The following is a 19,074-nucleotide window of genomic DNA, read 5'->3' as shown; positions in this document are numbered from 1 at the left end:
TTATTTCACTTAATTTGTCCTTATTTTGGCTGCATCCGAATAGCACCATCGAGACGAATCGTATCTCCATTGAGCATTGGGTTTTCTATAATACTTTGGACGAGCTGTGCATATTCAGAAGGATAGCCTAACCTAGGGGGAAACGGCACCATTTCACCTAGTGAAGTGCGAGCTTCTTCAGGAAGTGCATCAAACATTGGTGTATGAAAAAGCCCCGGTGCAATCGATACAACACGAATGCCTTTTGTAGCCAGCTCACGGGCTATTGGAAGAGTCATCCCTACAATCCCTCCCTTTGATGCTGAGTAAGCGGCTTGCCCAATTTGTCCATCAAAAGCTGCTACAGACGCCGTATTAATAATGACACCGCGCCCTCCTTCTTCATTTTCATTGTTGGAAACCATTCGCTCGGTGGCTAATCGAATCACATTAAATGTTCCCACTAAATTTACCGAAATCACCTTTGTAAAGTCTTCAAGAGAATGTGTTCCCTTCCGGCTTAACACCTTTTGCGCTACCACAACACCAGCGCAGTTTATAACCATATTGAGGGGACCTAGCTTATCGATTCCTTCGTCAATAGCATTTCTGATATCTTCCTCGTTCGTCACATCTGCTTTTACAAAAAGAACGGCTTCTCCTAACTCTTCCTGAAGCTGTTTCCCCTTTTCTGTTGACACATCTATAACCAGTGCTTTACCTCCCTGCCTAATGATATTCCTAACGGTTGCTTCCCCAAGACCTGAGGCTCCTCCCGTTACCATCGCACAACTGTTTTTTATCTTCATCCTTCACCCTCCTTAATGAACACCTCGTTCAGAGTTCCATAATCCATACTATTTACAGATATGGGCGATTCGCCCAATATAATGGGCATTGTGAGGAAATAAAAGGGACAGAGTCGGGCTCTATTCTTCTAACTGTTTGCTATTGCTTTCTTTTACGACCTTTCGCCATTCCTCCAAATTTTGTAAAAGTCGATTGACCGCCTCATCCATCATTTAATAATGTTTGATCATTACTTCCTTCCCTGTCTGGAATGTCATTACCGGTATAGCGCTTTAAATATCGTTCAATATAAAATAAAAGGTGTAGAGCGATTTCTCAAATAGAATTTGTATCACCATCTTTAAGTGATGCTTGTTCAGCTGTAAGACCTTTCAATGCATTCTTATGACATACAAACCATCCACTTTCAGCATAGCAAGTTGTAATTTATTCGATGAGAATTTCTTTTACATCACTTTTATTCCTCCTTAAGGCTTATTTATTATTACTATTCTTTTATTTCCTTAAATAACCTTTATAAAGTTAGAATTACTGCCCGTTATTCCTAAAAGAAATTATGGGTAGTCTTTATGTAGAAGGTAATTTGATAAGTTTTTTCGATAAGTTTGTATAAGGAAATTCTCTAATAAAGTCAGAAAATTTAGGGATGAAAATTTTTCACTTTTATATTGACTCTCACGTTGCGTAATACTTTAAAGTTATAAAAGAAGGGAGACAAGAGAAAATGAGAGTGAAGGAAGTAGCTGATCTAGTTGGTATTAGTGTGCGCACACTACATCATTACGATGAAATTGGATTATTAGTCCCTGAGAAGATAACGGAGACCGGTTATCGCCTATACTCTGACGATAACGTTGAGGTACTACAACAAATCTTATTTTTTAAAGAACTTGGCTTCCCTTTGAAAAAAATTAAGGAAATTATTAGTAGTCCATCCTTTAATCGAGAGGAAGCATTAGAGCTGCATCGAAAAATGCTGCTAGAAAAGCGGAGTCGACTCGATAAAATGATTGCGACGATTGATAAGACGATTAAACACTCGAGAGGAGAAATACAAATGTCGAATAAAGAAAAGTTTGAAGGATTTGATTTTAGTCATAACCCATATGAGCAAGAAGCCCGTGAACGTTGGGGAGACAAAGCGGTCGATGAGGCGAATGCCAAAATAGGGAAGTCTAAAGAGGAACAAGAAGCGATGTCCGATGCAATGAATGCGATTTACCGAAAGCTTGCTACTCTTCGTAATGATTCACCTGAATCCGAAGAAGCTCAAGCTGCCATTAAAGAATGGTTTGACTTCTTAAACAAGATGGGGAACTATTCACTCGATGCCTTTAAAGGCTTAGGTCAAATGTACGTTGATGATGAGCGCTTTACCAAGAACATCGATCAATTTGGTGATGGTTTAGCGAAATTTATGTGTGATGCCATGGCTGTTTATGCAGACAAAAATAAAAAACAAAAGTAATAAACTACAAGGACTACTAAAAGAAGAAACAGCAAATGAGACATTGAGGACTCAATAGTATCGAATGAGGTCCTGATAAAGCTCAAATCGTGAAATGGGGACCTCAATCATGCCCTTTGAGGTCCTCATAAAGCACAAATCGTGAAATGAGGGCCTCACCTACGAATCCTGATAAACCACAATTATGGTTCCTTCTTGGGGGTATTTTTTTAACTATAATCTCTTCTCCATAAAATACTGGTGATGTCCCTTTGGATGATCCTCCACTACTCCAATGACCTTGAATCCCTGTTTCTTATAAAAATTGGGTGCTTGGAAACTAAAAGTGTCTAAGATGATGAGACGACAGCCTTTCTCATAGGCTAGGTCTTCCATTTTCTTGATTAATTGACTCCCGTACCCATCATGTCTCAGCTCTTCTGAAACCCATAAAAAATCAATATGCATATGATACCAGAAAATCGTTCCGGTAACTCCGCCAACCAATTCCCCTTTATCATTTCTTATTACAAAACTTACATTTTCGAGTGGTGTTTTCACTTCATCGGAAAGACTTTTCATATTATGTTCTATAACTTTTTTTCTTATGTAATCACTATCCTGTTGATTCCATTGTTGGATCATTTCCATGTTACTCACCCTTCTTCTGCTAAAGAATTTTTTCCAGCCTCTTTATTTTAGTAGTTTTTAGGAACGATTTTAATGGTTATTTTCTTTTTTCTTCACTTCTATCGGTTCACTCTTGCCTTTCCCCCTTTTTCTTATCAACTTCAATAATAAAAACAGCCACCTCCATAAAATCATAGGAAGTGACTGTTTTCATTACCTGATATCTTGCTTCTGTTTCATTTCAGGAGCTGCTTTCACTTTTGGTAACTTATTCGGTTTTGGTCCCATGCTATTGAAGCGGGCTTGATCAAAGACAGCTACAGCTACGATTTCAGCTACATCCTGTAACTTTTCTTTACTAATTTTATCAATCGTATCTTCAGGCGAATGATACCAAGGCTCTGTCGGGCTATGAATAAATAATGCCGCTGGGATTCCTGCTTCCGCAAATGGAACATGGTCACTTCTCCCACCTTGTCCAAATGGAGTGGGTTCCCCATTTAATAGAGTACTTGATTTTTGTGCAAGTTCTGTTACTAGATTTGGTTCGCCATCTAGCGTCAACATGACTAAATCACCAGCATCTTTACTTCCAACCATGTCAAGATTGAAATTAGCTATTGTTCGCTCAATTTCATCCTCAGACAGGTTTTCCACATAATGAGATGATCCAAGAAGACCATTCTCTTCTGCACCAAATGTAATAAAGCGGATTTCGGTATCAGTTGGTACGTTTTTCATTACTCGAGCCAGTTCAAGAGTCATTGCCGTTCCGGACGCATCATCATTGGCACCTGGTGCTCCTGCTACTGAATCATGGTGAGACCCAACAACGATAATATCATCCGTTGCTTTCCTTCTATTCGTTGGCTCTTTTGTAGCAATAACATTATAAGAATCTTTTTCACCAAATTTTGCTCCTTCAATATTAAGCGACGCCGTTAGCTCTATCCCATTATTTAGTTGAGCTAAAAGAGCTTCACCCTCTGCCTTAGATAAGGAGACAACCGGAACAAAATTTTCGTTTGGACCACCTAAGGTTCCACTTAATGAGCCATCTGAGTTGTTAAAAATAATGACACCTGCCGCTCCTCTTTCAGCTGCATTTAATACCTTGTCTGCAAAAGATAATTCCCCCCGTTTAATCAGAGCAATCTTCCCAGTTAAATCCATGTCTTGAAGCTCTTCACTCTTACCCAATCCTGCATAAACCAACTCACCCGAAACATTTCCACTCACAGCATATGTAAATGTGCCAGGTTCAAGTTCTCCACCATAGCCATCTACAGCTAGTTCAAGAGTGGATGGAGGTGTATAGCCGAAGAAAGTGAAAGGCTGAATTTCTGCTTCATATCCATAGGATTCAAATTGGCTTTTGATGAACTGGACCGCTTCATATTCTGAATCCGTTCCAGCCACACGGGGAGTCCTAGACAGATAATCAATATTGTCAAAAATATTATCTGCATTAATACTATTAAACACTTTTTTATCAAGAGCTTTTAATGATTGCTGTTGCGGTGTTTCTACTGACTTTGCCAAAGTGGCCTGTGTTCCCAATGTACCAAATGCAAGAGATGTAGCAATTGCGATTGTTAGAACTGTTTTTTTCATAGAATTCCTCCTAGAAGTTTAGTAGTGATATTTACTAATAGATTTTACTGTGTTTCGTAAAACGAAATAAGAGACCTTCCTACCGAATTAATATAGTATGAATTTTCTAATTATTGTAAAACATAATGGAATTCACAACTATTATCATAGGGATTTTTACAGGATTACGATACTTCCAAGCAAAGAAAGAGGCTATCCCAAAACTAGGCTCAGGAACAACCATCTCATTAATAGAAAAAGCTTCTACTAATAAAATTAATGCAGTTCCAATCCTTAATGGGACAGCTTCTGAATTAAATACCTAGAATTCTATAATTCTACTTAATTTCCATACCAAACTTTATTTCTTTGTATTTGTGCATTATGGTCCGCATGCCAATAATCAACAGAATAAGAATAATCGTAGTTCATGATACAACGGATTCCACTTCCTTGAGGGTCATGGCCTAATCCAAAGTTATGGGAAAATTCATGCTGTGCAGCTTTAGATGTATTCGTTACACCTTGGTCTAAATTCACACTAAATGCACTGCCACCTGGATTTGAAGAATAAACGTAAGCAATTCCTCCAGCAGTAAAGTTCGTATCCCTAGTAAACCCGACAACGAAATCATAGTCATAACCATTCCAGTCTCTACTTAAGTCAGAGAGGATTTGCGAGCTATTTCCGCCTTGAGAACTCCAATTTCCAACTGCTTTAACCTGAAAATCAATTCCATGGTCTCTAATAAAAGCGTTATCTGCATTCTCAATAATTTGTTGTACTCTACTTTGCCAATCACTATATGCTGCACGGTATTCTTCATCTGCTACCGCTAGTACGGTTACCGTTTTAGATGCCGCTGCTGCCTGTGACTGGTCCTTAGCTTTTGACTTCTGTAATTTCCCGGCTTTCACATTCTTTTCCGTAACACTCGTTGCTTTTACATTCCCTTTTTCATCTAATTCTTTTACAATGGTTGATTTTTCAATTGCTGCTGGTCCTTTATTAGGAGCAAATTTTTTAGCTTTTGGTAATGAATCGATCGTAGTTGAGGTCGTATGTACGTGAGCATGATGCTTGTCCCCGATAGATTTGTCTTTTGCGATTCCAATTGCTGGGGCAACACACATTGTTAACGCTAGAGTGACTGATGCAATTTTTTTCATTTTCATAGAAAGATTCCTCCTTTATTTGATACTTAACAAATACGGAAAATCTTTCTTTTTTCCTGCTGTTTCGACATTGGGAAAAAACGATGTTTTACCCCTTTTTTATTCGTTAAAAATAATGATTCCCAAGAAAATTTTCATAAAAATAGACGATTCTTTCAACAAGAATCGTCAGGATTTTTATTGGATAATTAAGTGAGTCATTGATTATCGTAATGTTCTGGTAAGTCGGTGTTTCGATTTACGTATGGCTTGGTTAATCGCCTCAGAAAACACTAGTCCCATTGCAATGGAACCCGAAATCATAAACGCCTTTGCCGCAAGATTGATCGCCATGTTATAGTCATTCTCTACAAAGTTTCTCATTGCATCATAGGCTAAGCCACCAGGAACAAGCGGGATAATTCCGGCGACTGTAAAGATGATGATAGGCGTCTTATAGGTTTTAGCAAAATACTGACTAATCACCGCTACTATAAAGGAAGCAATGACAGTCGCTAAGACGATGTCGATCCCTCCATTAGATAATAGGATATAAGCAATCCAGCCGACCATGCCAACAAATCCACATTTGAGAAGAGATTCTTTTGGCACATTAAAAATGATTCCAAAACCTGCTGACGCAATAAAGCTAGTGACAAGCTGTTCGATAATGGACATGTCTCTCTCCTCCTAAAGAATGGTTAATACGACGGCTATTCCGGAACCAATCGCAAAAGCTGTCAGCATGGCTTCCGCACCTTTTGACAATCCCGATAATAGGTGCCCAGCCATCAGATCTCGTACGGCATTGGTGATAAGAAGCCCTGGTACAAGCGGCATGACAGAGCCAATGATAATTTTATCAATTTCATTCCCAAGCCCAGACTGTACAAAGCCATAGGATAGCAAACCAATAATGATAGAGGCTATAAATTCAGCGAAAAATTTAATTTGAACCATTCGATGTAAAAAAATAACGCCCATTAATCCGATGCCACCAGTCACCATAGCTGGAATAAAATCATTCCATCCTCCCTGAAACATAATCAGGAAACAACCGCTCGCAATAGCTGCTGCAAGAATCTGTGTCATAAACGAAAAAGACAGATTGGATGATTCCACCTCTTTTAACAGCTGATAGGCCTCTTCAAGTGTCACTTCTCCTGCACTGATCTCTCTGGAAATTCGATTGACATTTGTTACTTTCTTAAGATCCGTTGTCCGCTCGGAAACCCTAATCAGCTTTGTCTTCGTTGGTTCTGAAGTCTCGATCGAAAAAATGATACCCGTTGGAGTAACAAAACTATGTGATTGGGAGATTCCGTAATGGGACGCAATCCGCATCATCGTATCTTCAACCCGATACGTTTCAGCACCGCTTTGGAGCAATATCTTTCCTGCCAGAAGGCACACTTCTATTATGTCGTACTTAACTTCCTGTTCCATTTTCATCTCTCCGAACCGATTCAAATCAAAACTTATTTTTCATTAGTTTAAAGGAAAACAAGGAAAAATAGCAATCACCAGCACCGACAAACTTCGAGCCATTTCGGGTCGTGCCTGGCACGGCTCAGAATTTGTCGAATTCTTGGTTCTATTAACATTTACTCAATTCTATACAAAATCTTAAAAAAATCCGTCACTTTTCCTAACAAAGTAACGGTAATCTACTTTAGTGCGCCTTATGATTATCTTAATAAAACGTGAAGGAGGAATGAAAATGCCATATCTAAGGGAAGCTGTCGAGAAAAAAAGACAGCATTTCATTAAGCTATTAATTCAAGCAGGAATCTTTCACCAATCCGATCAATATATCCAGCAATTAACGTTAACGGAATTAGAATATGTTTATAAAAAAAATAAAAATAGATAACAAAGAGGAGCGAATCGAATGAGCACCCAATTAGATGAAGCCACCCTTTATCTGGCAAAACAACTTATCTGGATCGACCTATTAAGAGATGAAATTTGGGAGATCTATGCTAACAAAGCTGGAAATCAGGCTTATGAAATCTTAAGAAAAATTCAAAACGGGGCTGCCCTTTGAGGCTACCCCGTTTTCATATCATTTCATTTGGTAAAATCAAACTCCAAGAATTTTATTAATATTTGATTAAACAACTCAATCAAATAGCTTCCGATGCTCTTCTTAGCTTTCTCCCAAGAGTTAACGATAGAATTCCTGCCAACAATAGAAAGATAAAGGCAAATGTAAAAAATAGGCCATTCATAAAGAAACCAATTATTGCAATTAAAATTAAACTCCAACCTGAGATTCGCTGCCATTTCCAACTGAGAAAACCTAAGAATATGGAAAGAGCAGACAACCAAAACACAGCGGCACCATCATTCGCCATCGATTCATTCCCAAACATTGCTCCTCCAGCCGTCACTAAAAAACCTGAAACAACTCCAGCAATTCCACCTAATATCGCTAAAACTGGAATCCACACCTTCATTATTGTCCACCTCCACTTAATTCAGAGCTCGGAACAACCCAGATAGCCTTACCTGATTTAAATGGATCGGAGAAATGTAGCTCATACGTTTCCGAAGCCGGAACATCAAAAGGAATTTCACCTCGTAATTTTCCACCAGCTACAACCGAACCGTCAAATTGACCTTTTATCCCCTCAGTTAAAATCGTAGTATTATAGGAATATCCTTCAGAGTCCTTCAGTTCAACATTCATTATGGAGCTTACCGCCTGTTCTTCTTCAGTTGTATTTTCGGCTGTTAAATTCACCACTACAAATTGTTCATTTTGGGGTGAATCAAACTCCCCGCCCGGTTCAATTCTCGCCTCATTCAAAGTAATCTTTAATCCATCAAAATTGACGGTTTCCCCTACCTTTAAGGTTTGTTCCTTCGGTGCATCGTCCTTTTTCTCTTCTGCCTTTACTTCCTCTGTACCGTCTCCTTCCACTTTTGAAATTTCAGATTCACCACAGCCCATAAGCACCCCAATTATCAACATAGTAAATCCAGTTAAAAAAGTTCTTCTCCATTGCTTTTTCATCCTAACCGCACCCTTTCAAGTAAAATCATTTTCTTTCTATAACCAATAATAAACGCCAACCCATTTAAAAATTCAGAAGGGTTATGATAAAAAACAGGAATATTTTAGCCTCCTAAATTTTATCCTTATGTTTACGAAAAATAATTCCGGGAATAGTCTTTATAACAACTAGTTGTAAAAACGAATCAAGGAGGAGTAGACATGAAACCAACAGTGAAAGAGTTCTACAATGACAAGGAATTAATTTCTGAAGTTGAAATGTTAGCCTCTAAAGGAATGGATACAAAGAATTTATATGTCCTCTCTCATGATGATGATCGAACAGAGCGGGTAGCCGATAATGCAAATGCTAATGAAATCGGTATGAAAGAAGTCGGTCTTGATACAGTCGTTGGAAATGTCTTTATGAAAAAAGGAGACGAGCTACGGACGAAAATGCAAGAGTTTGGATTCACTCAACACGAAGCTGAAGCTTATGAAGACAAGCTGGATGATGGAAAGATCCTGCTTATTGTTAATAATTAAAACTTAAAAGGGAATGGCCTTACACGAGGTCATTCCCTTTTCCAATTATAATAGCAATTTAATAAATAACTCTACTCATTCCCTTCTAAATGTGTTAACTTTATTAAAAAACAGTTAACAATTATGGAGGGTAATATGACGAAAGAAAAGTCAAAGCTTAGAATGATGATCCAATGTGGGATATTCGCAGCGATTACAGCAGTATTAGCACAGGTTGAGGTTCCTCTACCACTTGTACCGATTAGTGGACAAACATTAGCAGTTGGTTTAACAGCTACGATCTTAGGCAGCAGATATGGAGCATTGGCCATGGTCTGTTACGCTGCTTTAGGGGCTGTTGGATTACCAGTCTTTGCAGGACTTAAAGGTGGGGCTCAGGTGTTAGTTGGGCCAACAGGAGGGTACATATTTGGTTTTATCGCTACCGCTTTTGTAACAGGTCTTATTCTTGAGCGTACTAAATATAATTTAACGATGGCCATGATTGCGAATACTGCTGGAATGATTATCACCTTGTTATTTGGGACGATCCAACTAAAATTTGTCCTAGATTTAACATGGGGACAAGCACTAGCAGGTGGAGTTTATCCTTTTATTGCCGTTGGACTTATTAAAGCCTTTTTAGCTAGCTGGATTGGGATTACCGTTCGTAGTCGATTAATTCAAGCGAAGTTACTATCAGGTGGTAAAAAAGTCGCTGCATAAGAAAAAGGTTGATCCTTTTGTCAGGGTCAACCTTATTAAAATTCTCCAGCTTTGTTTCTGACGCGAGCTAGCCATGTGATTAATTGTCTTCCCTCCCAGAATGATCGAAAGCAGCATCCAATAAATGTTCAACCATATCCTTTAACGTAGTAAAGGCATATGTCGCATGAAGTCGCTCTGTTTGCTGATGAGGATCTCGTCCCACAGGTCCTACATTTAAAACGGGGACATTCAGCTGCTTCATTTCATAAATAGGAATCGAATAGGTTATATCCCATACAGGAACATTATTCGTATAAAATCCAAGTGATGTTAAATCTTCTTTTAAATTGACATAACTTAAATCAGAAATTCCATTGTAGTATCGAATCTTTTTGAGTGGAATATCATGCTGTTTCTCTGCATAATTTTTTAAGTTTTCAGTTAGCATCTTCACAAGAGGATGGTCATGATCACCTACAGCTGGATAATATGGCGGAGCAAAGAATAAAACGATCATCGGTGATAAATCCTTACAAAGAATGGCATATTCATCGACGATTTTTATGGTCAAGTCACGGTCGCCATAAAGCTGAAGGTCGGCTTCGGCATATATTTTTTGTTCCATTTCCTGAACTTTTGTGACCCCAAAGGTTTGCATCGCATAATTTCGCAGTTGCTCAAAGGAAAGAACACTAACCCCTACACTCCGTTCACTTTTCTCTTGACCATGTAATCTGGCATAACTATTTGCCCGCTGCTGATAAACCGATTCGATTTGATTGGCAACACGTTTTCCAACAGCGAGTAACTCCTTTACAACTGATTCCAATGGTTTTTCAAAAAGAAACAAGTTAAACAGTGTCACAGCACGATGTGGGATTTGAACAGAATAATCCAGTTTAATGTCCTTCTGGATAAGGTTCGTTGGCGGTGGACTTATTTGATCTCCACAGGCTTCACAAAATTGAGTGTTTAACTCTAATTCAGACGTAATCAACGAAGTCATTAAGTTTGCATTTAAACCAGATAGCGGTTCCCCTACATGGGATTCCTTCCCATACGCTAAGTATCCAGGCATTACTTTCCCAATTGTACCCGTATACAAATATTGATTCGTGTCGCCAGGATACTGGGTAAACATTGGCTCTGAATTTAAAATCAACTCATACTCAAGATTATATTGCTGAGCTAATCGCAATAAGGTAGGCACGGCTTTACGCATTCCCTCTGAATTCACTTCTTCATCAGGAACAGCCAGCAGCACTAAATTTCCATCGAACTCCCCAAGTGCTGCTTTTTCAAGAAGCGACATTTGAAGAGCTAATCCAGCTTTCATATCCATCGTACCGCGGCCAAACAACCAGTCCTCAGATTCTAAATGCTGTTGTACTTCCTCAGAATACTCCTCTATCCGGCTCTTCATCAACGCTTTTAATTTTTCAGGTTGAAAGGCTTCTTCTTTCCACATCCCGTAATCTTCCACATTGACAACATCAAAATGACTGACCATTACGATTGTCTTTTTAATATTTTCTTTTTTAGCCAATGCCATGACATAATAGCGTCCATCTCCAGTGGTATGTAGTTGAAGGTATTCAGGATAATCTTGATAATAACGTAGGTCGGCAAGCTTCTGGACAATTTTGTTTGCCATCGTGACTTCATCCGATGTGCCTGTAATGCTTTTCACATTGACAAGTTCACATAATAATTGGATCAATTGGTCTTTGGTTTGCATTTTTTTATTGTAGACTGAGCTCAAAATAGATCCTCCTCACCTATGAAACTAAATGCTGAGATTTAACATACTTCTCTAAACGATTTAATCCTTCCTCTAATTGAGAAAGTGAACTAGCATAGGATAAGCGAATATACCCCTCTCCTTCTGCCGAGAAAGCAGTACCAGGGACAACAGCAACACCCGCTTCAGATAATAATCGATAAGCGAAATCAAAGGAGGCTAAATTCAGATGCTTTATAGAAGGAAACATATAAAAGGCTCCTTGTGGCTTTACTACTTCAAATCCCATTTTTACTAACCGATTAAACATATAGTCACGTCGGATAAGATACTGTTTATTCATCAATGCAGGATCTAAACTTCCTTTTAGTAATGCAGACAAGGCTGCATGCTGACTAATCGTTGAAGCACAAATCGTGTTATAGCTATGAACTTTAATCGCTTCTTCTGTAATCTCTTTTGGGGCAAAAAGAAATCCAATTCTCCACCCTGTCATAGAATGAGATTTTGACACGCCATTTATGACAATTGTTTTCTCCCTCATACCAGGTAATGATGCAAAGGATGTATGTTCCCCTTCATAAGTATTCTCGCTGTAGATTTCATCAGAAAGAATAAAAATCGTTTTAGAGGCCAAAAACGACGCTAATTCTTCTAATTCTTCTTTTTGAAGAACAACCCCCGTTGGATTATTGGGGAAATTCAATAAAAGACATTTCGTTTTATCTGTCACAGCTTTCTCCAACATGGATACAGTTAATTTAAAATGATTGGTTGTTGTATCGATCAGTACCGGCTTTGCCCCACAGAGTCGTATAATCGGTTCATACCCCGGATAATTAGGTACAGGCAGAATGACCTCATCTCCCTGCTGTAAGATCGTACGAAATGCTGTATCGATTCCCTCACTGGCTCCAGATGTAATAAGGATCTCATTTTCAGGATTATAGTTTATTCCATACTTTTTATGCATAAAGACACTTGCCGCATCACGTAGTTCCAATAATCCAGCATTATGAGTATAAGTGGTTTCATTTAATTTAATCGCTTCACAACCGGCTTTTTTTATATGATCAGGAGTAGCAAAATCAGGTTGACCTACCGTTAAATTAATGGCATGTGGAAATTGACTGACTAGATTAGAAAAATGACGAATTCCAGGAATTTGCAATTGCCTTACAGTGGGATTTAACCATTCTTTCATCTGATTCTCTCCTTACTATTTCATTAAAATCGATGGTAACCATGTAGATAGTGCTGGGACATATGTGATGACTAATAAAGAAATAATCATCGTTAGTAAAAACGGAATGATCGCTACCGTTATTTTTTCAAGCTTAATCTTACTGACACTTGATGCTACAAATAGGTTCACACCTAATGGCGGAGTAATAAAACCAATGGCTAAATTAGCTACTAATATGACTCCAAAATGAACAGGGTCTATACCAGCTTGAGTAACAATTGGCAATAGAATCGGAGCAAGCACCACTAGGGCTGAAATGGTATCAATAAACATTCCCACAACTAACAATAAGATATTGATAATAATTAATAGAATGATGGTATTCGTCGTTATGCTAGCAATATAGGTTGCAATTGTTGTTGGCACTTGTTCGATTGTCATAATATAAGCAAAGGAAATAGAGAGGCCTATAATAATCATCGTCGTTGCATTAATTAAGACCGTTTCTAATAAACAATTGTAAACATCCTTAAACGTCAGCTCTTTATGAACAAACACCCCAATAATTAAGGCATACACTACGGCTACGACAGCAGCCTCTGTAGGTGAAAATACTCCACCATAAATTCCTCCTAAAATAATTACAGGAATAAGCAATGCCCATTTGGCTTCATAAAAAGCTCTTAAAACCCCCTTAATTCTTATAGGCTCAACGGATGCAGCACTATAACCCTTTTTCTTTGAAATGAAAAATGACATGATCATTAGCAACAACCCAACAAGGATGCCAGGAAATACCCCTGCCAGAAACATACTTCCAACTGACACACCTCCAACAACACCATACAGAACAAACGGAATACTTGGCGGAATCAATACTCCGATCGCACCGGCTGTTGCTGATAAAGCAGCAGCAAATCCTTCCCCATAATTTTTTTCCTTCATCGCCGGAATCATAAACGAACCGATTGCGGCAACCGTTGCAGGGCCAGATCCCGAGATAGCTCCGAAGAACATACAGGCTACTACCGTCACCATTGCTAATCCGCCCACCATCCAGCCAACTAAGGCAGTGGCTAAATCTAACAATCTCCTGGAAACCCCGCCTTTTCCCATTAAAATACCCGCTAGCATAAAAAATGGGATTGCCATTAGCGGAAAGGAATCTAAGGATGTAAATGCTTTTTGGGTGATAATCGTTAAAGGAAGCTGAGTCGTTAAATAAATCGTTGCTAAAGCAGAAACTCCCAAGGAGATAGCGATTGGCACCCCTATTAGCAAACAAATAAATAAGGATCCAAATAAAATCGGAATCGTCAATTAAGATACCTCCTCTTTCACTTCGTTCACTAGAGTTGTTTTTCTAGATTGATAGGGTGTACGAATAATGAAGACGATTCTCTGGATAAGTCTGATTACCATACCGAGAGAACCTAGCGGGATCGCTAAAAACGGAATCCACATCGGCACTTGAATGGCTGGAGACAATTGACCATTTTGGAAGCTGACTAAAACAAGTTCTGTTCCATAAAAGGCTAAAAACATAGCTAATATGCACCAAATGACAACGGCTAATAAATCGATCACCTTTTTAGCCGTTCCTGAAAATAAATTTACAAACGCTGCTATCTTTATATGCTCTTGCTTTTTTACAGCAAAACTAGCTCCTATCCAAACCTGCCAAATATGAATATAGCGGGCTAGCTCTTCTGTCCAACTTGGGGCATTCCCTAATGCATAACGACCAACAACCTGCATAAAAATAAGGGCAACCATCAGTATAAGAGTTAGAACTAAAAAGGCTTCTTCAAATTTCTCATCGAAAAACTTTATCACTTTCATTCCTTCACCTTCTTTTTAAAAAGGGACTGACCCAAAAGTGTTCGGAACCACGATTCAAACATTAGAGGTTTGTCCTATATGTTGAAGTGGTCGATCCTTACACATTGTTTGGGTAAGTCCCATCATATTTTCCAAAAGTAAAACTCATCATTAGTTTCTTCTATGTTTCGCCATAGTTTCCCTAAGGCTTGGGATAGAAAGCTAGCTATCCCTATTCATTTGCCGCTTGTGCTTTCTTAATAAGTTCTTCTCCAATTTCCGGTGCAAATTGCTCATAGACTGGTTGCACCGCTTCCTTAAATAATGCTTTCTGTTCCTTTGTTAATTCCGTCACTTCCATTCCATTCTTTTTCAACTCTGCTAACCACTTTTCATCCTGTTCGGTTGCGACTTTCCGTTGATCATCTCGAAATTCAACACTTGCATCATCAATGATTTTTTGTAGATCCTCTGGTAATGAATGATAAAAATCATCATTTATGAGTAAAACAGTTGATGCGTAGACATGTCCACTTAAGGATAAGTATTTTTGCACCTCATAAAATTTATTGGTGTAATAAAGAGAGATTGGATTCTCCATTGCATCAAAGGTGTTTTGTTGTAATGCTGTATACAATTCTCCAAACGCAAATGGAGAAGCATTAGCACCAAGCAAATTAAAGGATTCGGTATGAACCGGATTTTCTAACGTTCTTATCTTTAAGCCTTCTAAATCCTCTGGCTTTGTGATGGGATGTTTATTATTAGAAATATGACGGTAACCGTTTTCCCCAAATACTAAACCTTTCAAACCACTACCTTCCAAACCTTTTAATAACTGCTTTCCTACCTCTCCGTCTAACGCTTTATAAGCACTTTCCTTAGAGTCAAATAAAAATGGTAAATCTAACACCATAAATTCTTTATTAAATCCAGCGACAGCAGCAGCGGCAGGAAGAGTCATTTCAACATTCCCAAGTTGAACAGCTTCAACGGCTTCACGGTCGGATCCATATAGGGAACCATTAGGGAAGAGCTCAACTTCAATTTGCCCATCTGATTGCTCTTCTACTGTTTTTTTAAATTCCAATAAGGCAACATGACTAGATTGTTCTTCTGGTACTAAGTGCGGCAGCCGAATCGTATATTTTTCTTTACCTGCCCCATTCCCTTCACCCTTGTCCCCTCCACTACTTTGCTGTTCTGATAGTGCTCCTCGTCCACATGCACTTGTTACAAATAGCAATCCAATTAAAACTAAAAACAACCATTTCTTCATTTTATCTCTCCTTTAATTTGAAATTGTTTCAGCCTCTTTTCTATATGTTCAATATGATTACTCATTTCATCACAAGCTTTTGTAAAATTTAGTGCCTTTAAATGCTGATAGATTCTCTGATGTTCTAAGTATGCCTCTTGTGCACTACTTTCCAATGTTCCCGATAGGATTAGAAAGCGTCGATTTAAACTACTATTTAACTGATTTATAAAATCAGCCAGTTTTTTATTCGATCCCTGCTGAGCTAAAAGCAGATGAAATCTAGTATCTTCTTCAATAAACAAATTAAAGTCTCTTGTATGGATGGCTGATTGTTGGGTTTCTAAGCTATGTTGAAGTTCATGGAGGAATGAAGATGGGAGTGGCAAGATTAATCTTTCTAGATTGAGTGGTTCTAGTAGTAAACGTAATTCTATGAATTGATGAAAGTTTTCTTCGGTAAATGGTGCGACTCTTGCTTTTTTACCTTTCTCTAATTCTATTAACCCTTCAAAGGCTAATTGATTTAACGCTTCTCTTAGGGGGGTTCGGCTAATCCCAAGGTCTTCTGCCAGCTTCTCCTCTGGAAGAGTGTCATTAGGAATAAATTCCCCTTGAATAATTGCTTTTTTAATGGCACGGTAAGCCTGTTGAGCTAACGTTTCTTTTTGCTTTAGTTTTTCAAGCAATTACGACCACCTCATTTCGCTTGTATTTAAATACTATATACTGTATACAGAGAATTATAGATTATGATACGATGAATGTAAACCAAATATTTAGAAAATTTATAATTATTAGAAAGGGGATGCTCGATTGGATTGTTATAAGGAATTAAAATCTTTACTAACAGATGATCAGGTGTCGATTAATGAGACGATTTTACGAGAACATAGTTTTGATGAATCATCACATCCACCCGTTTTTCCAAGCATCGTGGTTTTCCCGCATACTACCTTAGACATTCAAAAAGTGGTTGATTATGCAAACAAAAATATGCTCCCGATCACCCCTTATGGAATTGGATCAGGCTTAGAAGGACAGGCAATCCCCATAAAACAAGGCATTTCCATAGACTTTCAGCAAATGAACAATATTTTAGAAATTAGACCTGAAGATTTAGTAGTACGAGTACAGCCCGGGGTGACAAGAGAACAGCTAAATCGGACATTAAAAAAGCATGGGCTCTTTTTCCCTATTGATCCAGGAGCTGATGCCACAATAGGCGGGATGGCATCCACAAATGCAAGTGGGACAACAGCCGTCAGGTACGGTGCAATGAGGCAGCAAGTATTAGATATGGAGGTTGTTTTAATAAACGGGAAGGTTATTCGTACCGGCAGCCTTGCAAGTAAATCATCCTCTGGATATAACATAACGAATTTATTCGTTGGTTCAGAGGGTACACTTGGAGTATTCTCTGAAATCACCCTGAAAGTACATGGAATTCCTGAAACCATTTCTGCTGGGAGGGCCTGTTTTCAATCCGTTAAAGAGTGTGGAGAAGCTGCGGTAGCACTACTTACAAGTGGAGTGTCCATTGGTCGCATCGAATTGGTTGACGAACGCTCCATAATCCAAATGAATAAATACCATGAGACATCTTTCGAAGAGCGTCCAACTCTCTTTATCGAGATTACTGGGAACGCTTCAGGCGTTCAGCATGATGTTTCATTTACAAAAGAAATTTTAGAAGAGTATAATTGTTCTTCTCTTTTCTTTGAATCCGACTCAAAGAAAAGGGCATTACTTTGGAGAGCACGTCATGAGCTTTCCTATGCATTCAGACATCCATATCCGCATTTAAGTGTATTAGGGACGGATGTATGCGTTCCCCTTTCCTCTCTCCCAAGAATTGTTGAGATGACGAGGAAGGAAATTGATTCCTTACATTTGGACGGTGCCATTTTCGGTCACGTTGGAGATGGGAACTTTCATACTTTAATTTTATTCGACCCTAATTCCCCATCTGAAAGAGAAAAGGCAGAAAGATTAAACGAAACCATTGTTTCATTTGCATTAAAATGTGGAGGAACATGCACAGGGGAACACGGTGTGGGATTAGGGAAACAAAAATTCCAAAGACTAGAACATGGCGATTCTCTCGATATCATGATTGGGATCAAACACTTACTAGACCCTAATAACCTCTTGAACCCTGGAAAAATATTTTCTGATACTGAAATCGAATCATTAAGCTCCTTTCAAAAATAATAAAAGAGTGTTGCCCCTTCGTATGGGCCAACACTCCTTTTGTTTTGACAACAGAAACATTGGATTTTCCACTATCACCAGCCTTTCAAAGACCTATCCTAACGCAACGTCCAATATCATCATGACTACAAACCCAGACATTAATCCTAAGGTGGCTAGGTCTGTGCTTCCAGAAGATTGTGATTCTGGTATGAGCTCCTCGACAACGACGAAGATCATTGCACCCGCTGCAAAAGCCAGTGCATAGGGTAATAGTGGCTGAATCATGATGACGGCTGCTGCACCGATCACCGCTGCTATGGGTTCGACGATTGCTGAGAGCTGACCATAGTTAAATGCCTTAAACCTCGACATCCCTTCCCCTCTTAATGGAACGGATAAAGCTGCCCCTTCAGGCATATTCTGTATCCCGATCCCTATCGCCAAACCCAAGGCACCAATAATCGTCGCATCTCCAATTCCCAAAGCCGCCGCGCCAAATGCAACACCAATCGCTAATCCTTCAGGAATATTATGAAGAGTAATCGCTAAAAAGAGCAGCGTTGATTTTTTCAACTGGGTCGGTGGGCCTTCTGCATGCTCTGATGGTTCTCCTAGATGTAAATGCGGCACCGCAAAGTCTAATAATCGTATAAATATTCCACCTAACAAAAATCCAATTGCAGGTGCAAGCCAAGGGATCTGACCGCTTTGTTCACTGAATTCAATCGATGGAGCTAAAAGCGACCAGAACGAGGCGGCAATCATAACACCAGCGGCAAACCCAAGCATCATGTTCATCATATGTTTTTCAATTCGTTTGAAAAAGAATACCGTTGCGGCCCCAAGCGCCGTCAACCCCCACGTTAACATTCCACCTAACAACGCTTGTATAGTAGGATTTAAACCTATAAACCAATCCATCATCATACAACTCGTTCCCTTCACCATGAAATGATTTCGGGTTCTAGAGGAACCTTCTTTCATCTATATTCTTTTCGAATGGGAAATGTGCCTAGAACCAGAATCA

The 19,074-nt window shown here is 38.9% G+C and carries 22 protein-coding genes; 7 read left to right on the top strand and 15 right to left on the bottom strand.

The window, feature by feature from the left end; translation table 11 throughout:
- Positions 1–20: 20 nt before the first annotated feature.
- Positions 21–788 (bottom strand): 3-hydroxyacyl-CoA dehydrogenase, encoded by a 768-nt coding sequence (locus JOC86_RS21065; protein WP_205174914.1) that lies wholly within the window; start codon positions 786–788, stop codon positions 21–23.
- Between the two features lie 725 nt (positions 789–1,513).
- Between JOC86_RS21065 and JOC86_RS21060 the strand changes: the two genes are divergently transcribed.
- A complete protein-coding gene (locus JOC86_RS21060) occupies positions 1,514–2,257 on the top strand; it encodes a MerR family transcriptional regulator (protein ID WP_205174913.1) in 744 nt (247 codons plus the stop codon).
- 213 nt (positions 2,258–2,470) lie between these two features.
- Here JOC86_RS21060 and JOC86_RS21055 read toward each other — a convergent pair whose 3' ends face one another.
- Positions 2,471–2,887, bottom strand: a complete 417-nt coding sequence (locus tag JOC86_RS21055) for a GNAT family N-acetyltransferase (protein WP_205174912.1) — start codon at positions 2,885–2,887, stop codon at positions 2,471–2,473.
- 192 nt (positions 2,888–3,079) lie between these two features.
- Entirely contained in the window at positions 3,080–4,480 is a 1,401-nt protein-coding gene (locus JOC86_RS21050; RefSeq protein ID WP_205174911.1) for a M28 family peptidase, read from the bottom strand.
- Between the two features lie 125 nt (positions 4,481–4,605).
- Between JOC86_RS21050 and JOC86_RS21045 the strand changes: the two genes are divergently transcribed.
- The gene (locus JOC86_RS21045) at positions 4,606–4,785 is read left to right on the top strand and encodes a hypothetical protein (protein WP_205174910.1); all 180 of its coding nucleotides are present in this window, start codon (positions 4,606–4,608) and stop codon (positions 4,783–4,785) included.
- Between the two features lie 16 nt (positions 4,786–4,801).
- On the opposite strand, the gene JOC86_RS21040 is transcribed toward JOC86_RS21045, so the two are convergent.
- The 3 genes from JOC86_RS21040 to JOC86_RS21030 form a co-directional block, all read right to left on the bottom strand.
- Positions 4,802–5,635, bottom strand: coding sequence for a zinc-dependent metalloprotease (locus tag JOC86_RS21040; RefSeq protein ID WP_205174909.1), 834 nt, complete (start codon positions 5,633–5,635; stop codon positions 4,802–4,804).
- A 204-nt stretch (positions 5,636–5,839) separates the two neighbouring features.
- A complete protein-coding gene (locus JOC86_RS21035) occupies positions 5,840–6,292 on the bottom strand; it encodes a threonine/serine exporter family protein (protein ID WP_205174908.1) in 453 nt (150 codons plus the stop codon).
- 12 nt (positions 6,293–6,304) lie between these two features.
- A complete protein-coding gene (locus JOC86_RS21030; protein WP_205174907.1) occupies positions 6,305–7,060 on the bottom strand; it encodes a threonine/serine exporter family protein in 756 nt (251 codons plus the stop codon).
- 274 nt (positions 7,061–7,334) lie between these two features.
- Here JOC86_RS21030 and JOC86_RS21025 point away from each other — a divergent pair, with 274 nt between their 5' ends.
- Together JOC86_RS21025 and JOC86_RS21020 are read left to right on the top strand one after the other, a co-directional pair.
- Entirely contained in the window at positions 7,335–7,487 is a 153-nt protein-coding gene (locus JOC86_RS21025; protein WP_239587753.1) for a Fur-regulated basic protein FbpA, read from the top strand.
- Positions 7,488–7,505: 18 nt separating this feature from the next.
- Positions 7,506–7,661 carry a hypothetical protein gene (locus JOC86_RS21020; protein ID WP_205174906.1) on the top strand — a complete coding sequence of 52 codons (156 nt, stop codon included), beginning with the start codon at positions 7,506–7,508 and terminating at the stop codon, positions 7,659–7,661.
- A gap of 79 nt (positions 7,662–7,740) precedes the next feature.
- Here JOC86_RS21020 and JOC86_RS21015 read toward each other — a convergent pair whose 3' ends face one another.
- Complete coding sequence (locus JOC86_RS21015; RefSeq protein ID WP_205174905.1) at positions 7,741–8,073, bottom strand: hypothetical protein; 333 nt, start codon at positions 8,071–8,073, stop codon at positions 7,741–7,743.
- Positions 8,073–8,633 (bottom strand): DUF4352 domain-containing protein, encoded by a 561-nt coding sequence (locus JOC86_RS21010; protein WP_205174904.1) that lies wholly within the window; start codon positions 8,631–8,633, stop codon positions 8,073–8,075. The genes JOC86_RS21015 and JOC86_RS21010 overlap by 1 nt, the downstream gene beginning before the upstream one ends.
- A 201-nt stretch (positions 8,634–8,834) precedes the next feature.
- Between JOC86_RS21010 and JOC86_RS21005 the strand changes: the two genes are divergently transcribed.
- A complete protein-coding gene (locus tag JOC86_RS21005; protein WP_205174903.1) occupies positions 8,835–9,158 on the top strand; it encodes a YflT domain-containing protein in 324 nt (107 codons plus the stop codon).
- A gap of 135 nt (positions 9,159–9,293) precedes the next feature.
- Positions 9,294–9,863 (top strand): biotin transporter BioY, encoded by a 570-nt coding sequence (locus JOC86_RS21000; RefSeq protein ID WP_205174902.1) that lies wholly within the window; start codon positions 9,294–9,296, stop codon positions 9,861–9,863.
- Between the two features lie 79 nt (positions 9,864–9,942).
- Here the strand turns inward: JOC86_RS21000 and JOC86_RS20995 are convergent, their stop codons facing one another.
- The 6 genes from JOC86_RS20995 to JOC86_RS20970 all read right to left on the bottom strand — a co-directional run bounded on the left by JOC86_RS20995 (position 9,943) and on the right by JOC86_RS20970 (position 16,540).
- Positions 9,943–11,583, bottom strand: coding sequence for a M20/M25/M40 family metallo-hydrolase (locus JOC86_RS20995; protein WP_205174993.1), 1,641 nt, complete (start codon positions 11,581–11,583; stop codon positions 9,943–9,945).
- A 40-nt stretch (positions 11,584–11,623) separates the two neighbouring features.
- The gene (locus JOC86_RS20990; protein WP_205174901.1) at positions 11,624–12,790 is read right to left on the bottom strand and encodes an aminotransferase A; all 1,167 of its coding nucleotides are present in this window, start codon (positions 12,788–12,790) and stop codon (positions 11,624–11,626) included.
- A 15-nt stretch (positions 12,791–12,805) separates the two neighbouring features.
- Positions 12,806–14,092 (bottom strand): TRAP transporter large permease, encoded by a 1,287-nt coding sequence (locus JOC86_RS20985; protein WP_205174900.1) that lies wholly within the window; start codon positions 14,090–14,092, stop codon positions 12,806–12,808.
- The gene (locus tag JOC86_RS20980) at positions 14,093–14,614 is read right to left on the bottom strand and encodes a TRAP transporter small permease (RefSeq protein WP_205174899.1); all 522 of its coding nucleotides are present in this window, start codon (positions 14,612–14,614) and stop codon (positions 14,093–14,095) included.
- 211 nt (positions 14,615–14,825) lie between these two features.
- Positions 14,826–15,872: a TRAP transporter substrate-binding protein gene (locus JOC86_RS20975; protein WP_205174898.1), complete on the bottom strand. Its 1,047-nt coding sequence runs from the start codon at positions 15,870–15,872 to the stop codon at positions 14,826–14,828.
- The gene (locus JOC86_RS20970; RefSeq protein WP_205174897.1) at positions 15,869–16,540 is read right to left on the bottom strand and encodes a GntR family transcriptional regulator; all 672 of its coding nucleotides are present in this window, start codon (positions 16,538–16,540) and stop codon (positions 15,869–15,871) included. The genes JOC86_RS20975 and JOC86_RS20970 overlap by 4 nt, the downstream gene beginning before the upstream one ends.
- 127 nt (positions 16,541–16,667) lie before the next feature.
- On the opposite strand from JOC86_RS20970, the gene JOC86_RS20965 reads away from it, so the two are divergent.
- Positions 16,668–18,065, top strand: coding sequence for an FAD-binding oxidoreductase (locus tag JOC86_RS20965; RefSeq protein ID WP_205174896.1), 1,398 nt, complete (start codon positions 16,668–16,670; stop codon positions 18,063–18,065).
- Positions 18,066–18,158: 93 nt separating this feature from the next.
- Here JOC86_RS20965 and JOC86_RS20960 read toward each other — a convergent pair whose 3' ends face one another.
- Positions 18,159–18,971, bottom strand: a complete 813-nt coding sequence (locus JOC86_RS20960; RefSeq protein WP_205174992.1) for a ZIP family metal transporter — start codon at positions 18,969–18,971, stop codon at positions 18,159–18,161.
- Positions 18,972–19,074 lie beyond the last annotated feature (103 nt).

The sequence above is a fragment of the Rossellomorea pakistanensis genome (assembly GCF_016908495.1).
GTDB classification, from domain to species: domain Bacteria; phylum Bacillota; class Bacilli; order Bacillales; family Bacillaceae_B; genus Rossellomorea; species Rossellomorea pakistanensis.
The sequence above is the reverse complement of the archived record's forward strand: the minus strand, read 5'-3'. Positions and strand labels throughout refer to the sequence as shown.

Coding starts and splice junctions, on each gene's coding strand:
- JOC86_RS20960 (WP_205174992.1), bottom strand. CDS start 18,971: ATGATGGATTGGTTTATAGGTTTAAATCCTACTATACAAGCGTTGTTA.
- JOC86_RS21065 (WP_205174914.1), bottom strand. CDS start 788: ATGAAGATAAAAAACAGTTGTGCGATGGTAACGGGAGGAGCCTCAGGT.
- JOC86_RS21010 (WP_205174904.1), bottom strand. CDS start 8,633: ATGAAAAAGCAATGGAGAAGAACTTTTTTAACTGGATTTACTATGTTG.
- JOC86_RS21020 (WP_205174906.1), top strand. CDS start 7,506: ATGAGCACCCAATTAGATGAAGCCACCCTTTATCTGGCAAAACAACTT.
- JOC86_RS21040 (WP_205174909.1), bottom strand. CDS start 5,635: ATGAAAATGAAAAAAATTGCATCAGTCACTCTAGCGTTAACAATGTGT.
- JOC86_RS21015 (WP_205174905.1), bottom strand. CDS start 8,073: ATGAAGGTGTGGATTCCAGTTTTAGCGATATTAGGTGGAATTGCTGGA.
- JOC86_RS21000 (WP_205174902.1), top strand. CDS start 9,294: ATGACGAAAGAAAAGTCAAAGCTTAGAATGATGATCCAATGTGGGATA.
- JOC86_RS21030 (WP_205174907.1), bottom strand. CDS start 7,060: ATGGAACAGGAAGTTAAGTACGACATAATAGAAGTGTGCCTTCTGGCA.
- JOC86_RS21050 (WP_205174911.1), bottom strand. CDS start 4,480: ATGAAAAAAACAGTTCTAACAATCGCAATTGCTACATCTCTTGCATTT.
- JOC86_RS21035 (WP_205174908.1), bottom strand. CDS start 6,292: ATGTCCATTATCGAACAGCTTGTCACTAGCTTTATTGCGTCAGCAGGT.
- JOC86_RS21060 (WP_205174913.1), top strand. CDS start 1,514: ATGAGAGTGAAGGAAGTAGCTGATCTAGTTGGTATTAGTGTGCGCACA.
- JOC86_RS20995 (WP_205174993.1), bottom strand. CDS start 11,583: ATGCAAACCAAAGACCAATTGATCCAATTATTATGTGAACTTGTCAAT.
- JOC86_RS21005 (WP_205174903.1), top strand. CDS start 8,835: ATGAAACCAACAGTGAAAGAGTTCTACAATGACAAGGAATTAATTTCT.
- JOC86_RS20990 (WP_205174901.1), bottom strand. CDS start 12,790: ATGAAAGAATGGTTAAATCCCACTGTAAGGCAATTGCAAATTCCTGGA.
- JOC86_RS21055 (WP_205174912.1), bottom strand. CDS start 2,887: ATGGAAATGATCCAACAATGGAATCAACAGGATAGTGATTACATAAGA.
- JOC86_RS20980 (WP_205174899.1), bottom strand. CDS start 14,614: ATGAAAGTGATAAAGTTTTTCGATGAGAAATTTGAAGAAGCCTTTTTA.
- JOC86_RS21025 (WP_239587753.1), top strand. CDS start 7,335: ATGCCATATCTAAGGGAAGCTGTCGAGAAAAAAAGACAGCATTTCATT.
- JOC86_RS21045 (WP_205174910.1), top strand. CDS start 4,606: ATGGAATTCACAACTATTATCATAGGGATTTTTACAGGATTACGATAC.
- JOC86_RS20975 (WP_205174898.1), bottom strand. CDS start 15,872: ATGAAGAAATGGTTGTTTTTAGTTTTAATTGGATTGCTATTTGTAACA.